The sequence below is a fragment of the Microbacterium sp. VKM Ac-2923 genome (genome assembly GCF_022815605.1).
Taxonomy (GTDB): domain Bacteria; phylum Actinomycetota; class Actinomycetes; order Actinomycetales; family Microbacteriaceae; genus Microbacterium.
Genome location: NZ_JALGRP010000001.1, coordinates 338610 through 354666, shown reverse-complemented (window position 1 = coordinate 354666; position 16057 = coordinate 338610). Strand labels below are relative to the sequence as shown.

9 protein-coding genes are annotated in these 16057 nt (G+C 70.0%); 1 reads left to right on the top strand and 8 read right to left on the bottom strand.

The window, feature by feature from the left end; translation table 11 throughout:
- Positions 1-36: 36 nt before the first annotated feature.
- The 6 genes from MT347_RS01520 to MT347_RS01495 form a co-directional block, all read right to left on the bottom strand.
- Positions 37-1002, bottom strand: a complete 966-nt coding sequence (locus tag MT347_RS01520; protein ID WP_243497344.1) for a MoxR family ATPase — start codon at positions 1000-1002, stop codon at positions 37-39.
- Positions 1003-1051: 49 nt separating this feature from the next.
- Positions 1052-6985, bottom strand: a complete 5934-nt coding sequence (locus MT347_RS01515; RefSeq protein WP_243497343.1) for an Ig-like domain-containing protein — start codon at positions 6983-6985, stop codon at positions 1052-1054.
- Positions 6982-8118, bottom strand: a complete 1137-nt coding sequence (locus tag MT347_RS01510) for a serine/threonine-protein kinase (protein WP_243497339.1) — start codon at positions 8116-8118, stop codon at positions 6982-6984. The genes MT347_RS01515 and MT347_RS01510 overlap by 4 nt, the downstream gene beginning before the upstream one ends.
- 99 nt (positions 8119-8217) lie before the next feature.
- Positions 8218-8880, bottom strand: coding sequence for a spermidine/putrescine ABC transporter substrate-binding protein (locus MT347_RS01505; protein WP_243497337.1), 663 nt, complete (start codon positions 8878-8880; stop codon positions 8218-8220).
- Between the two features lie 117 nt (positions 8881-8997).
- Positions 8998-9480 (bottom strand): hypothetical protein, encoded by a 483-nt coding sequence (locus MT347_RS01500; protein WP_243497335.1) that lies wholly within the window; start codon positions 9478-9480, stop codon positions 8998-9000.
- Between the two features lie 10 nt (positions 9481-9490).
- On the bottom strand, positions 9491-10624 hold the full coding sequence (locus tag MT347_RS01495) for an ABC transporter (protein ID WP_243497333.1): 1134 nt from the start codon (positions 10622-10624) through the stop codon (positions 9491-9493).
- Between the two features lie 119 nt (positions 10625-10743).
- On the opposite strand from MT347_RS01495, the gene MT347_RS01490 reads away from it, so the two are divergent.
- Positions 10744-11331, top strand: a complete 588-nt coding sequence (locus MT347_RS01490; RefSeq protein ID WP_243497332.1) for a hypothetical protein — start codon at positions 10744-10746, stop codon at positions 11329-11331.
- A gap of 12 nt (positions 11332-11343) precedes the next feature.
- Here the strand turns inward: MT347_RS01490 and MT347_RS01485 are convergent, their stop codons facing one another.
- Positions 11344-11958 (bottom strand): hypothetical protein, encoded by a 615-nt coding sequence (locus MT347_RS01485; protein ID WP_243497330.1) that lies wholly within the window; start codon positions 11956-11958, stop codon positions 11344-11346.
- A 213-nt stretch (positions 11959-12171) separates the two neighbouring features.
- Complete coding sequence (gene rpoC, locus MT347_RS01480) at positions 12172-16047, bottom strand: DNA-directed RNA polymerase subunit beta' (protein WP_243497328.1); 3876 nt, start codon at positions 16045-16047, stop codon at positions 12172-12174.
- Positions 16048-16057: the final 10 nt, after the last annotated feature.

Genomic DNA, 16057 nt, shown 5'->3' with positions numbered 1-16057 from the left:
CCGCCGCCGGGTGGAACCGATGGGCGCGGGGCATCGTCACGCACTCTCGCGTTGCGTGGGAGGAAGCGTGTCGAGAAGGACCTGGCCGATCACGGCCTCCTGGGTGACACCGTCGAACTCGGCCTCGGGGTGGAGGATCAGGCGGTGGGAGAGCACCGCCACGGCGAGGGCCTTCACGTCGTCGGGAGTGGCGTAGGTGCGACCCTGCGATGCCGCGCGGGAGCGGGTCGCCCGGGTCAGCGCCAGAGCGCCGCGGATGCTGACGCCCAAGCGCACCTCGTCGGCCGTACGCGTGGCATCCACGAGTCGGGCGATGTAGTCGAGGACGAGCGCGTCGACGTACACGGATGCTGCGAGGTCGGCCATGCCGACGAGCGCCTGCGGGGTGATGATGGCGCGGAGCTCCGCCGTGGCGACCGCCGCCCCGTCGAGGATGCGGACGGTCGCGGCGTGGTCGGGGTATCCGAGCGACGTACGCAGGAGGAAGCGGTCGAGCTGCGCCTCGGGGAGACGGTACGTTCCTGCCTGCTCGACGGGGTTCTGCGTGGCCAGTACGAGGAAAGGCACGCCCACCTGACGAGAGACGCCGTCGATGGTGACCCTGCCCTCCTCCATGACCTCGAGCAAGGCCGACTGGGTCTTGGGGCTGGCGCGGTTGATCTCATCGGCGAGCACGATGTTGGCGAAGATCGGACCGGTGTGGAACTCGAACGAGCCCGTCTTCTGGTCGTAAACGGTGATGCCGGTGATGTCGCCCGGCAGCAGATCCGGCGTGAATTGGATACGCGTGTTCGTGCCCTGCACCGACTGCGCCACGGCGCGCGCGAGGGAGGTCTTGCCCGTACCGGGCACGTCTTCGAGCAGCACGTGACCGTCGCTCAGCATCGCGGTCAGGACGAGTTCGACGACGTGGCGCTTGCCGAGGACGGCGCGCTCGACGTTGTCGGCGATCTGCGAGAAGGTCTGGGAGAACCAGGTGGCCTGCTCCTGGGTGATCGTCATGTCGGGTTCCTTCGAGAAGTGGGGGGACGGATGCCGGGCCGGCCCGGGATCAGGGGGCTGGTCGGCAGGAGCCCGAAAGTTTCGCAGCGGCGGGATCGAGGTTCCACCCCTGTTTCGACCAATCCACGCTGACGTTGATCCCCTCCACGGTGACGGCGCCGGCGGGTACGAGCTGGGGGTTGTCCGGAGACTTCGCAATCTCCGCGCCGGCCGCGTCCCGGTAGACGACATCACCGTACGTGAAGACGACGTTCGCCCTGTCGCCCACCGAAGAACCTTCGGCGAGGAGCACCCCACCGGCCTCGCAGCTCGTGAGGCTCCACGTCGCCTGCACCTGGTAGGGGGCGCTGCCACTGGCCGGCATCACGTCGCCGCGCTCCGACTCGGTGCCCCAGACCTGGTGTCTGAAGTGGACCTTGATCTCGGGGTCCCGGTCGAACACCGAGCTTCGCTCGTCGTCGAATCCCTGGTACAGCGTGTCGTTGCGGCGGGGCGGGGCTTCGCCCTCGTTGATCCTCTCGATCCGCCAGCGCGCCACACGGTTCTCGGGATCGACGCCGGGACGGGACCCGACAGTGAACGTGTAGCCCTTCGGCGCTTTCGTGCTCTGGACCGCGCCCACCTGCTCCGTGCGACTCGTGACGCCGTAGGAGCGGTCGCCGAAGAACGACTCGGCGCACATCGTGTAACGGTATGTCTCTCCCGAGCGTTCGGTGAACTGGGCGGTGTCACCGTCTTCGCGCGGCACGCAACGTCTCCCCTCGGGCACGATGCCGAAGCCGACCACGCTGTCGGTGCCGTTCTGCGCGGCGGTCGCGCGGGCGACGATGGTGGTGGTGCCGTCGCTCGCCGGCGTCGAGGTGAAGATCAGCATCGGATTGGTCGGGGCACCGACTCCGTGCGCGGTCCCGACGAGCTCGCTGCCGTTCGCGGCTCCACCGAGGCCCGGGGGAAGCGTGAACCGCGAGATCGGTCGGACGGTGACGGAAGTGGCGTCATTGGAGCCGACCACGAACCGGCGCACTTGCACCACATCCTGGTTGCGCCCGACGTCGACGCGAACGGTCTCGCCGACGGGGCTGGAGATCTCGAGCGACCCCGTCTCGGACCCGTCCACGCCGCTGACGACCAGATCGGCGACTTTCCCCTCGCCACTGGTCTGCGTCGGAGTGAACGCCAGCTCGCGCGGCTGCGCCGGCGGCCGATACGCCCACCCGGTCGTGCGCACCGCGCCCCGGGACTCCCCCACGGCATTGACGGCGGTCACCACGTACTCGCGCTGTTCTCCGTTGGGCGCGGCGATGGGCGGGCACGATCCGTCGGCGGCGCACCGTCCGACGGTCGCTCCTCCCGTGCGCACGGTGAAGCCGGACAGACCCGGGTAGGCGCGCCCGGCCTCACCCGGGTCGACGCGCAACGTGAGGGAGCCGTCGGCGAACGCCGTCTGCCGCACGCTCGCGGGCGGACGGGGGAAGCCGAGCAGGTCGAGGGTGACGCGGGCGTCACGGACGGACGCGGTCGTCCTGCCCTGCGCATCACGGAGAGTCACTGCCGCGGTGCAGGTCGCTCCGGGGGTGTCGCCGTTCCACGATGCCGCAATGCTCGTCGGCGAGGCGACCGCGAAGCTCACGCCCGTGCACGTGGTCGCGGAGCTCACGGCGACGACCTCCAGCGGCGTGCCCGGAAGCGGATTGACCTCGCCCGGGATGCCGATCACATCGATGGTGCAGCTCGTCCCCGACGCCTGCGAACACTGCGACGACGTGGTGCCCCCCTGCGGGAGGGTGGAGGGCGCTGACCCGACGCGCAGCACGAGACGAGCCGGTGCCACCGCACGGTGGCTCGTGATCGAGACGATGGCGGCGTTCTCGGTCCCGGGCAGGGCTCGATCGTCGCCCGTCACGCTCACGGTGGACCCGTCGAGCGATATCGCGAAGGCCGAGCCGGAGGACTCCAGCGCGTAGCGCACGCCCCCCGCGTCTTCGCGACCGAGCTGCCACGACGTCATGTTGCGCAGGTCGAAGGTGGCCGTCTCCCCCGGCCCCACGGTGAGCGCGCCCGGACGCAATTCGGGCTGAGGATCGCGGGCGACGACGCCGATGGGCACCGACAGCACCGTCCACTCCTCGCTGCCGGCCACCCGCACGGGAACACGGCACGCATCGGTCCACGGCGACCCGTTGCCCGCGTCGTAGGTGACGACCGAGCCGGCGAGGGAGCATCGGGCTTCGGGGCGGACGCCCGTCGGGGTGACCTCGGCGCCGACCTCGAGCGTCGCGCGGCGGGGAAGGGCGACGAGGGATGCCATGTCGAACGAGACGGACGCGAGCTCGTCGACGCGCTGGGCCGCGTTCGGGCGCAGGGACAGGCTGAGGTCGTCGTCGCCGGGAACCCGGAGGAAGGCATAGGTCGTGACGTCTGTGTCGCCCGCACGCCCGGTCACGGCGAAGGGGATCACGCGGCGCGTGGCGGGCAGGGCGCCCGAGATCCGCCGCCCGTCGATCCGGACGTCGGCCGGCTCGCCCCAGAGCTCCACATCGAGATCGCCCAGCTCGCCGCCCGACCACGTGGCTCGTCCGGCGATGACGTCGACACCGGAGGCGAAGTCGTCGCGGTTCTCGACCGTCAGCACGGTGTCGGTGACGATGGGGTAATCGGGCACGTTCTCGCGCACGACCTTCACCACGATCAGACCGCGGCCGGTGTTACCGGACTCGGATGCGACGTCGTAAAGGAACGACAGGGTGCCCGGTTGCGCCCCCGCGCGAAGGACCACGGCGGTGTCGGAGACCGCGACGACGAACCCTTCGAGGCGCTCGTACTCTGGATTGTCACTGCCGTCGATGAGGGTCTCGGGCAGATCCGGCCGTACGCCGGTCAGCGTGAGCCGACCCTGCGTGGGATCGATGTCGTTGGCCAGAGGGCTGACCCGGACGGTGCGATCCGCATCCGCCTGCACCTGCACGTATTCGGTGAAGGTGATGGGGCTGGGGTTGGCCTCGGCATCCAGCACGCCGATGCGGACCGACCCCTCGCCCGTGGCGTTCGCCGAGTCGGACACCCGGTAGCGGAACGACACCTGGCCGCGATCGCCGGGGATCGAGGAGTACAGGATCGACGTCCCGTCGGGCGACACCGATGCCGTCCCGCGGTCCGGCTGCGCCACGACGCGGTCGAGTGTCACGGCGTCGCCATCCGGGTCGATCCCGAAGGCCGCGAAGTCGATCGAGGTCGTGCCCCCGCTGAGAACGCGCCCCTCCAGGGTGTCGGGAAGAGGCGCCCGATTGGCGTCCTCGCCGAGCACGGTGACGCGCACCGTCGCCTGGTCCCACAGCGACGGCGTCCCGGCCGTCGTCACCCGGTAGGTCACCTCGTAGGCCCCCGGGGTCGTCGGAGCCAAGTAGCGGAGCACACCGCCGGAGGCGAAGGCGAGAGCGTCCGCCGCGGGGGTGGCCTGGACGCTCGACGGATCGAGCGTGGGACGTCCGCCCGCGGGGGAGATGTCATTGTCGAGAACGGGAATGTCGATCTGCGCTCCGGCGCGCACGGTCACCGTGTCGTCGACGGCGATCGGAGCGATCTCCGGCGCCGGGGGCAGCAGGTAGACCGTGGCCTCCCCCGCCACACGCGAGCCCTCGTCGTCGGTACCGTCGCTCACCGTGTAGCCCACCGTCCCGAGGAGTCCGGCGGCGCCGTCGGCCGTGCTGCCCGAGACGCGGAGGTCGTTCTGCCCCACCGTGTCGACGGTGAGGGACGCACCTTCCTCGGCGCTGGCCTCCACCTCGCTCAACAGCAGGACCCGCCCGGTCGGGTTCGACACGGCGCGGAAGACGTCGAGGGTCGCGTCTTCTTGGGGGCGGACGAAGGCCACCACCGGCGAGGTCGACAGCTGCGCCGGAGCGTCCGCCGGCAGCATCGTGACGCGGGCGGTCCCGTTCGCGTCACGACCTCCGCCGTTGACGGTGAAATCAACACGGTAGACGCCCGGTTGCGCCGCGGTCACCTCGAAAGCGGTGCTGCCGCCGAGGACGGTGGCGGTCGCGTCGGCGCCGTCGAGGACGCGGACGGAGGTCAATGTCACGTCCCCGGCGGTTCCGGTCACGCGCGGGCCGACGTCGACCGAGACGGAGGAGCCCACGGTGTCGATGACGGCGAACGACTGCACCGAGAGGCCCGGGTCGGGCGCGACGCGGACGAGGAGGGGCTTGGTGGTGGTCGCGCCGCGGGTGTCGGCGACGACGACCTCGAGCTCGATGTTCTGCTCACCGCCGGATCCGTCGTCGGCGTGCTGGTACACGACGTCGCCGCCCGGCGTCGCGGCGACCGTGCCCACACCCCCCGGATTGTCGACGGAGAGGAGGAGGAGCGGATCGCCGTCGGGGTCGATCCAGCCGGCCAGGACGGGAACGGTGATGGTGCCGCCGCGGGCGACCTCGGGGGTGGGCCACGGCTGCAGGCAGGCGGCGACCCCGCACCACACCGGCGCCGCGTTGCTGTCGGCGGGCGACACCGCCACCGTGACCGTGGTGGGAGCGGAGGTGAGACCGTCGGCGGTGGTGCCGTCCGTCACCGCGTAGGAGAACGTCGCGCTGCCCGTGGCGGTCGGCGAAACGCGCACCGCGAGCCGCTGGCCGGAATCGGTGAGCGCGAGGGTCCCGAAGCCGGGGTCGAGGCCCGTCACGCTCTCACTCACGATGCTCAACACGTCTTCGTTGGGGTCGTGGTCGTTCAGCAGGACGGGGAGCGTCACGAGCCGCCCGGGGCGCACGCCGAAGGAGTCCGGCTCAGCGATGGGCGGCTTCGGGTCGAGCACGACGCTGAGTTGCTCGTCGCTCTGCACGGCCGTCTGCTCTGTTCGGTCATCCAGCGACCAATTCTGACTGGACGCGACCAACGCGCCGTCGGGAACGGTCCACACCCACCCCGTGCGCGTCTCGTTCAGGATGACGGCATGGTCGGTCGCGACGAAGGTCGGGCGCCGCTGATCGGGCATGGTCGCCCCGCCGTAGTCGAGACCCGTCTCGCCCTGGTCGGAACGCCACAGAGTGCCCCGGGCGTCGCCCGGGAGCAGCCACGCCGCATAGGCGACCCCTTGGTGCCACACGGGTCGAGCGGGCTGACCCAAGACGTTTCCGCCGCCACCCACCTCGCGCCGGGGCTCGGAGCCGTCCGCGGGGACGGTCCACAGGGATTGATCGTCGGCGATGTAGACGGCGCGGGCGTCGGCGTCGGCGTCGCCGATCACCACCTGGTCGCCGGTCTCGATGTCGACGGCGTCCTCGCCGCGGACCCACACACGACCGGCCTCGGCGTCGACGAGCACCCACGTGTCGCCGGCGGCCGACAGCACCGGCGACGCGGCGTCGACGTCGAGGGCGTCCCGACCTCGGAGCTCGTCGGACTCGATGTCGTAACGGAGGACCGATCCGTCTGCCGACGAATAGGCGAAGAGCATCCCCCGGTCGTCCAACGCCAGGGCGTCCGCCGTGTACGCGGCCGCGTCGTCGTCATCGGCGACCTCGAAGGGGTCGAGCTCGACGGCCGCCTGACCGGCGCGACTCAACCGTCCGGCGAAGAGCGTCCCGACATCTGTGCGGTAGACGACGTAGTCCCCCGCCGTGACCACGGAGGTGGTTCCCGGCGGGGTATCGGGAGCGGCCTGCAGCTGTTCCTCTTGCAGATCGACAGGCAGAGCCTCGTCGATGCGCGTGAGCTTGCTGAAGCTGTCGGTGAACAGATAGGCACCGTCGCCCGACTGCGCGACCTGGGTGGGGTTGCCCGCGGTGCGGACGGTGTCGAGTTCTCCGACGGCGGTGTTCACCCGCGCGTAGCGCTGGCCGTCGCCAGTCTGCAGCGCCCAGACGGAGGTGTCGACCTCGGGCGTCTGCTGCGCGTCCAGTCCCGGCCAGACGATACTCGCCGTCACCACCAGAGCCGCCGACACCGCGGCGGCCGTGAGGCCCGCGAGCGTACCGCGCTTCACCGGAGCACGCCCGTGGCGTACAGGGCCGCCACCACCACGGCCGCCGTCGTGACTGCAGTCGCCGTGGCGAGCACCCAGGGCAGCGGGTGGAACGTCCGCGGGGCGGGCGCGGAGATGTCGGTGTCTTCGTCACGGGCGTAGCCGGCGACCCCCGACGACGCGCGGTGCTTCCGCGAGCCCTCGCGTTCGATGTGCGAGCGAGCCGGTCCGCGCAGCGTCGGGTCGGCGAAGTCGACCGTGCGCGCCGCCGGAGCCCACTCGGCGGCCGGCACTTCGAGGGGCGTCGCGGGAAGGCCCATGTCGACCTGCACCGTCTGCAGGGCTTCGCCGAATGCGAGGGCACTGGCGTGGCGAGCCGAGGGATTGCGCGACATCGATTGCGCGAGCACCTGCTGGAGCGCCGCCGGGACATCGGCGCGGGCGACGTCGGTGTACGAGGCGCGGGCGATCCGCCGCCGCAACTGTTCGCGGGAGTTCTGGCCCTTCTCCCGACGTTCGAAGGGGCTGTGCCCCGCCAGCAAGGAGTAGACGGTCGCGCCGAGGCTCCACACCTCGCTCGCGACGGTACCCGCGGTCTGCTCGGCGACGACCTCGGGCGCGCTCCACGGCACCGACATCGCCATCATCTCGTCGGCCCCCTGCCGCACCAGCGACGACGAGATGCCGAAGTCGGCGAGGACCGGCGCGCCGAAGGTGGTGACGAGGATGTTGCTGGGTTTCACGTCGCGGTGGATGAGGCCCGCGTGATGCGCGGACTCGAGAGCCCCCGACATGCGCACGCCGATCGACAGCACCTCAGCCAGCGGCATCCGCTCCACCCGGAAGCGCTGCGCGAGCGATCCCGGGCAGTACTCCATGACGATGTACGGCCTGCCGTCGGCGGAGATCCCCGCCTGATAGACGGTGACGATCGAGGGATGTGCCGACAGGTGGGCGAGGACGTCGGCCTCGGCGTTGAACATGCGCAGCAAGTCGGCGTCGCGCACGTCGCTGGGCAGCACCTTGACGGCGACATCGCGGCGCGGCATGTCCTGGCCGTAGAGGAAGACGTCGGCGAAGCCACCCGAACCGAGGGGACGGATGTACGCGAGCCCGGGCAGGATGGGCGGCGACGAAGGGAGTCGCTGCGGCATCGAGCTCCCTCCGGACGCTGCGTCCGCGACACCACCGGCGAACGACCCGTCGATGCTAACAAAACAGCATGATCGCGCCGTCCGCTTGTGCACAGGTGGTCAGGATGCGGGGGGCTCGGACTCCCGCGAATCGAACGGCGCGTCCAGCGAGCGCGTGAGGTCGTCGAGCAGGGCCGCGATCTGCGGCTCGACGTACTCCGCCACGGCGGCTTGGATACGCAGGCGGTGGTGCAGCAGAATCGAACACACCTCGCGACCGACCATGTTCGCGTAGTCGTCGGCGAGGCCGACTTCCTGACGCAGCGCCGCCTTGGCGGCGTCCGACAGCGCCGGAAGGGCGGGGATCGCGGCATCCTCTTCGGCGGCGAGGCCCGACAGGGTGAACAGGAACGGCGAACCGGGCTCGGGGTCGGGGTCGAGCGGCATCCCCTCGAACTCGGGCTCGAGTCCCTCGGCGGGACGGTACGAACGGCGTCGGTTGCGCTCCGACTGCTGGTCGAGCTCGGTCTGCAGCATCGGGAGGTTGCGGGCGGTGTAGTCGGCGACCGCGTGATCGACGATCCCCTTCACGCGCGTGGAGAGGCCATGCTGGACGCCGTGCGGCACATCCGAGCCCAGCCCCGCGGCAGAAAGCACCGGCGATCCGAAGCACCGGCGGCACGGCGCGACGCGCCCCCGGTGGTTTGCCGGCTCCCAGCGGGGCAGCCAACGCAGCCAGGCATCCACTGCCTGACCGACCTGGCTTTCGAGCGACCGCTCCACCCTCCCTACGCTAGCCCGACACGCCCGGAAGGACGCGGATGCCACGGGTGCCCGCGCGTCACACGTACTCGCGGGCCGGGATGCCGAGGCAGCGAGGCGCCGAGGAGGTGCACGGCATCACGGAGCGTCGTCGTCGTCTTCCCAGCCCCACCGCGGTCCGTTCGTCCGCGCGCGAAGGAGCAGCACCCCGAACAGCGCGGCCACCAGGCCCGCCGCCGCCACCACGGGACCGGCGAATCCCAGGGCGACGCTGCCCGCGGCGGCGACACCACGGGCCGGGTCGGCGCCGCTGATCAGCGCGCCGACCACGACACCGACCACCTCGCCCACGTACGCGCCGACGGCGCAGGGGACGGCAGTGAGGTAGGACGGCGGACGCGCGCGCAGCCCCCACAGGAGAACACCGGCGAAGCAGCCGAGGGCCGCCAGTTGTCCGATCACACCGGGCACGGCGCCGAGGCCCCGCACGGGGATGACGTCGGCATCCAGAACGAGGCTGGCCACCCCCAGCGCGGCGATCGACAGCGCGATGAAGACGACGGAGGCGAAAACGGCCGCGACCGGCGGGGTCACCCCCGCCGGTCGCGGCTCATTCGTCATGGCATCCGGCTCAGCGCTGCGACAGCTGCGGGCCGGCCTCGAGGGTGCGCTCGTACTCGCGCTGCGCTTCGGCGTTGAGCTCCGTCATGCGGCGACCGCGAGCCGACACCCACGCGCCGAACCAGATCGTGAGCTCCCGGCCGAGGACGAAGGCGACGATCGCGAGCGGAGCGAGCACGTTCGCCAGCAGAAGATCGACGGATTCGCGCGCGTCGATCATCCAGAACGGTGCGGCCAGGAGGACTCCGAGGAGGTGCCCCGCCCACGCGACGACGCCGACGATCAAGCCCCACACCACCCAGTGACCCCAGCGGCCGCGGTTGATCAGCGCACCGAGGAACCAGAAGCCCAGGTAGAACGCGACCGTGGGAACCCACAAGCCCCAGGTGCCGAGAGCCGAGAGGGCCGCGGTGCCGAGGTCGGCGACCTGCAGTCCGTCGGTGAGCAGGCGCAGGCCGAGGATCGCGGCGAGGTAGAGCACGGCGAAGGCCAGCGCCGCGAGCAGGCCGATCGCGCCGGCGGCCCCGCGGTTGCCGCGCGGGCGCGGGGCCTCCGGCGCCTGCACGAAGATGGGCTGCGGGCCGCCGTAAGCCCGGGTCGGCTCGTCGGAAGCGGACGTCGTCGCGGCACCGGCGCCGGCGACCGCGGCTCCCGTTCCGGCCACCACGGCCGTCTCGGCGACCGGCGACACCGTGGTGCGGGCGTCGTCGTCGTGTCGCGCGGTCGACGTGCCCTGCTGCGCGGGCTCGGCGGAGGCGGCGTAGGCGGCCCAGCGGGCGTCCTCGTCGTCGAGATCGACCGACGACGCAGGCGCAGCCGCCGGCGCGGTCTGCGGCTCGACCGGCGAGGCGTCGTGCACGACGGGCGCCGTGTGGTCGCGGCGATCGGCGAGCGCGGCGGAATCTTCGCGCTCGCGCTGCTCCCGCTCACCCCACGCGGCCTCGGCCACCTGCGGGTCGACGGCGTCGCGACGGGCGGCTTCGGCATCGGCGAGACCCTCGTGGGCTCGACCGACGACGTCGTGCTCGTTCTCCGTCGGTTCGACGACGGGGTCGCCGTACGAATCCGTCGAGGCGGTGACGGGGTCACCGTACTGATCCTTCGGCGCAGCGACGGGGTCGCGGCCCGACGTGTTGTCGCTCATGGGTTCTCCTCACGCGGTGATTGCGGCGCCAGGCTATCCCGCCGGGGGCGACCCATCGCGTAGGCGTGCCGACGGAAGTGCGTCTCGACCGTGTCGGAACGTCGGCTTAGGGTAATCCCATGCCCCGTCGCCCGCTCCGCCCCGCCGTTCCCGCGGCGCTCATCGGTGCTGCCGTGCTCGTGCTGACCGCGTGCGCCCCCGCCGCTGAAGAGGCGGCTCCTGCCACCTCGGCCCCGATCTCGACGTCGCCCACCCCGTCGAACATCCCGACCTTTTCACGGGCGCCCACCGAGGTGCGTCTTCCCGCGGACTGCAAGGCCATGCTCTCGGCAGACGTCCTCGCGCAGCTGGGCACCGTTCCCCTGAACGATCCGGCCCTGGCTCCCTCGGGCGTGCAGCCCGACGGGTCCCTCATCTGCATCTGGCGCGACCCGGCCGCAGACACGACGGGACTCACGACCACCATCTCGCGGATGAATCGCGGGCCCGCTCTCGACATGCTCAACGACCTCGTGGCGACGCAGGGCTTCAGCTGCTACACACCCGACTCCGGCACCCGCTGCGAGAAGACGTGGATCAACGAGACGTATCCCGTCAACGATGGGCGGACGCTCTACTGGCGCGACGACGTCCTGATCGACACGCAGTACTCGAACCTCGCGCCCACGGGATACACCGCGAGTATCATCTCGTCGATCTTCGGATGACGCGGGCCGGCGTCATCCGCCGAAGAACGCGTGGGATGCCACGACCGCGGTGTAGTCGACGGGGCTCCAGCCGCTGAGGGTCGACGACACCCATCGATCGCCGCGCAGGTCGTGCACCTCGTCGACATCGCCGGTCGTGCGGGAGCAGTGCGTGACGTCGGTCTGCGTGGCATCCGCCGCTGTGGCGCATGCGAATCCCTGCGCGGCGAGCGTGGTGGCCGCGGCCGCAGCCCCCTCCGGCGACACGGTCGACACCGTGGTCTCGACGAAACGGCCGTCGACACCGCGCCAATGGCATGTGACGACCGTCGCGGGGGTCGACGCGGCGACCGCCTCCGGCGTGGACAGCGGGGCCGTGCGTCGCTGGGAGAGCAGGGCGTCCGGCGACCACACGAGCGAGGACCACAGCGGCTGCGAATACAGGTGCCGGCAGTCCGTCGCGGGTGTCGCCGGCTCCGTCTCGGCGGTCACGGGAGTTCCTGTGGCGGCGCGCAGAGTGTCGCCCACGAAGGCGACGGCGACCGGCACGCCGGGGGCGGCGAGATAGCTCAGCCCCGCGACCGCGGCCAGGCAGAACAGCCCTGCGGGCCAGGCCAACCACAGGCTGCGTCCACCGATTCGAGCCATGCATTCCTCCTCGTCAACGGTAGGCGCATGCCCCCGTCGCACCCTGCCCTCGACACGCCGCGAGCGCGTGACGTGAACAAGGCGGACGGCACGACGAAGGCCCCCGGCGGAACCGGGGGCCTTCGAGGATCGATCGGTCGTCTTCGTGACGGCGTCGCTCGGCACCTTCGATCAGGCCGGGAGAGCGAGCGAGCTCACTCTCCCGAACCGTGATCAGTTGTACGTGCCGGGCGTGAAGTCGTCCGTCGAGAAGCTGTCGAAATCGACGTAGCTCAGGTCGGCGTCGCTGTACGCGCCGTCCGAGGCGAAGATGCGGTTGGGGTACCGCTCGCTCTTGGCCTCTTCCGTCGCCTCGACCGTGACGTTGCGGTACTTCGCAAGACCGGTTCCGGCGGGGATGAGCTTTCCGATGATGACGTTCTCCTTGAGGCCGACGAGCGGGTCGCTCTTGCCCTCCATGGCCGCCTGCGTGAGAACGCGGGTGGTCTCCTGGAACGACGCGGCCGACAGCCACGACTCCGTCGCGAGCGACGCCTTCGTGATACCCATCAGTTCCGGACGACCCGACGCGGGGCGCTTGCCCTCGCCGACGGCCTCGCGGTTGATGGCCTGGTAGCGCTTGAAGTCCACCAGCTCGCCGGGCAGCAGGTCGGTGTCGGCGTGGTCGACGACGGTGACCTTGCGGAGCATCTGTCGGACGATGACCTCGATGTGCTTGTCGTGGATCGGCACACCCTGCGAGCGGTACACGCCCTGGACGCCGTTGACGAGGTACTTCTGCACCTCGCGGGCACCCTGCACGCGCATGACCTCCTTGGGGTCGAGCGTTCCGACCAGGATCGGCTGACCGACCACGACGTGCTGACCGTCCTCGACCAGGAGCGTCGCACGCTTCAGGACAGGGTAGACCACCGGCTCGTCGCCGTTGTCGGGCGTGAGGATGACCTTCTTGGCCTTGTCGGTCTCGTCGATCGTGATGCGGCCATCGGCCTCGGCGATCGGCGACGCGCCCTTGGGGGTACGCGCTTCGAACAGCTCCTGCACGCGGGGAAGACCCTGCGTGATGTCGTCTGCCGAGGCGGAACCACCGGTGTGGAAGGTACGCATCGTCAGCTGAGTACCGGGCTCACCGATCGACTGGGCCGCGATGATGCCGACGGCCTCGCCGATGTCGACGATCTTGCCGGTGGCCAGCGAACGGCCGTAGCACTTCGCGCAGACACCGACGGCCGAGTCGCAGGTCAGCACGGAGCGGACCTTGATCGACTCCACGCCGCCCTCGACCAGCTTGTTGATGAGCACGTCGCCCACGTCGTCGCCGGCCTCGGCCAGCACGGTGCCCTGCGCGTCGACGACCGCCGTGGCGAGCGTGCGAGCGAACACCGAGTTCTCGACGTTGGCGTCCTTGACCAGCGCACCGGTCGAGTCGGCCGCGGCGATCGGGAGCTCGAGGCCCTTCGACGTGCCGCAGTCCTCCTCGCGGATGATGACATCCTGCGAGACGTCGACGAGACGACGGGTGAGGTACCCCGAGTCGGCCGTACGGAGGGCCGTGTCGGCCAGACCCTTACGGGCACCGTGCGTCGCGATGAAGTACTCGGCGACCGACAGACCCTCACGGTACGACGAGATGATCGGGCGAGGGATGATCTCACCCTTCGGGTTGTTCACCAGGCCTCGCATACCCGCGATGTTGCGGATCTGCAGCCAGTTACCACGGGCGCCCGACGAGACCATGCGGTTGATGGTGTTGTCGGCGGGGAAGTTGTCCCGCATCGCCTTCTGGACCTCGTCGGTGGCCTCGGTCCAGATCTTGATGAGCTCCTGACGACGCTCGGCGTCGGTGGTGAGACCCTTCTCGTACTGTCCCTGGACCTTCGCGGCCTGCTTCTCGTAGCCCGCGACGATCTCGGCCTTGTTCGGCGGCGTGAGGATGTCGCTCAGCGCCACCGTGACACCCGAACGGGTGGCCCAGTAGAAACCGGCGTCCTTGATGCGGTCGAGGGAGGCCGCGACCTCCACCTTCGGGTACTCCTCGGCCAGCTTGTTGACGATCTGCGACAGCTTGCCCTTGTCGGCCTGCTCGCGAACGAACGGGTAGCCCTTGGGCAGCGTGTCGTTGAAGATCGCCTGACCGAGCGACGCGTCGACCAGACCGTGCTTCTCGTAGCCCTCGGGCGCCTGGCCCTCGAGGAAAGTGAGGCCGGGGATGCGGATGCGCGCCTTGGCCTGCAGGTCGAGGGTGCCCTCGTCCTTGGCCAGGATCGCCTCACCCACCGAACCGAACGCACGGCCTTCGCCCGCAGCCCCCTCCTTGAGGGTGGTCAGGTGGTGCAGACCGATGATCATGTCCTGCGAGGGCAGGGTCACCGGACGGCCGTCCGACGGCTTCAGGATGTTGTTCGAGGCGAGCATCAGCACGCGGGCCTCGGCCTGAGCCTCGACCGACAGCGGAAGGTGCACGGCCATCTGGTCACCGTCGAAGTCGGCGTTGAACGCCGCGCACACGAGCGGGTGCAGCTGGATCGCCTTGCCCTCGACGAGCTGGGGCTCGAACGCCTGGATGCCGAGACGGTGCAGGGTGGGTGCACGGTTCAGCAGCACGGGGCGCTCGCGGATGATCTCTTCCAGCACGTCCCAGACCTCGGGACGGTAGCGCTCGACGGCGCGCTTGGCGGCCTTGATGTTCTGCGAGTGACCGAGATCGATCAGGCGCTTGATCACGAACGGCTTGAACAGCTCGAGGGCCATCTGCTTGGGCAGACCGCACTGGTGGAGCTTGAGCTGGGGTCCGACGATGATGACGGAACGGCCCGAGTAGTCCACGCGCTTTCCGAGCAGGTTCTGGCGGAAGCGACCCTGCTTTCCCTTGAGCATGTCGCTCAGGGACTTCAGGGCGCGGTTGCCGGTACCGGTGACGGGGCGACCACGGCGACCGTTGTCGAATAGCGCGTCGACGGCCTCCTGCAGCATGCGCTTCTCGTTGTTGACGATGATCTCGGGGGCACCGAGGTCGATCAGGCGACGGAGGCGGTTGTTGCGGTTGATCACGCGACGGTAGAGGTCGTTCAGGTCGCTGGTGGCGAAACGGCCACCGTCGAGCTGGACCATCGGACGAAGCTCCGGCGGAATGACCGGGACGACGTCGAGCACCATGGAGGCCGGCGACATACCAGTCTGCAGGAACGAGTTGACGACCTTCAGTCGCTTGATCGCGCGGATCTTGCGCTGACCCTTGCCCTCGGAGATCTGCAGGTGCAGGTTCTCGCTCTCGGCGGCCAGGTCGAACGCCTCGAGGCGACGCTTGATCGACTCGGCGCCCATGTGCGCCTCGAAGTACTGACCGAAGCGGTCCTGCAGCTCGTGGAAGACGTCGTCCTCGGGCTTCAGGGCGCCCACCTCGAGCGTGCGGAAGTCCTCCCACACGCGCTCGAGCTTGGCGATCTGCTCGTCGGCGTTCTTGCGAGCCGACGTCATGTCCTTCTCGGCGGCGTCCTTGACCTTCTTCTTCTGGTCGGCCTTGGCGCCCTCCGCCTCGAGGGCGGCGAGCTCCTCCTCGAGCTTCGCCAGGCGGGCGGCGATGCGGGCATCGCGGCGGTCGCCGAGCGTCTTCAGCTCCAGACGGATGTTGTTCTCCTGCGTGGCCAGGTCGCGGTGACGGGCATCCTCGTCGACCGAGATCACCATGTAGGCGGCGAAGTAGATGACCTTCTCCAGGTCCTTCGGCGCCATGTCGAGCAGGTAGCCCAGGCGCGAGGGCACGCCCTTGAAGTACCAGATGTGCGTGACGGGCGCGGCGAGCTCGATGTGGCCCATGCGCTCGCGACGGACCGAGCTCTTGGTGACCTCGACGCCGCAGCGCTCGCAGACGATGCCCTTGAAGCGCACGCGCTTGTACTTGCCGCAGGCGCACTCCCAGTCGCGGGACGGTCCGAAGATCTGCTCGCCGAAGAGGCCGTCCTTCTCGGGCTTCAGCGTGCGGTAGTTGATCGTCTCGGGCTTCTTGACCTCACCGAAGGACCAACGACGGATGTCGTCGGCGGTGGCCAGACCGATACGGATCTGATCGAAAGTGGTTGATTCGAGCACTGGTTCTCCT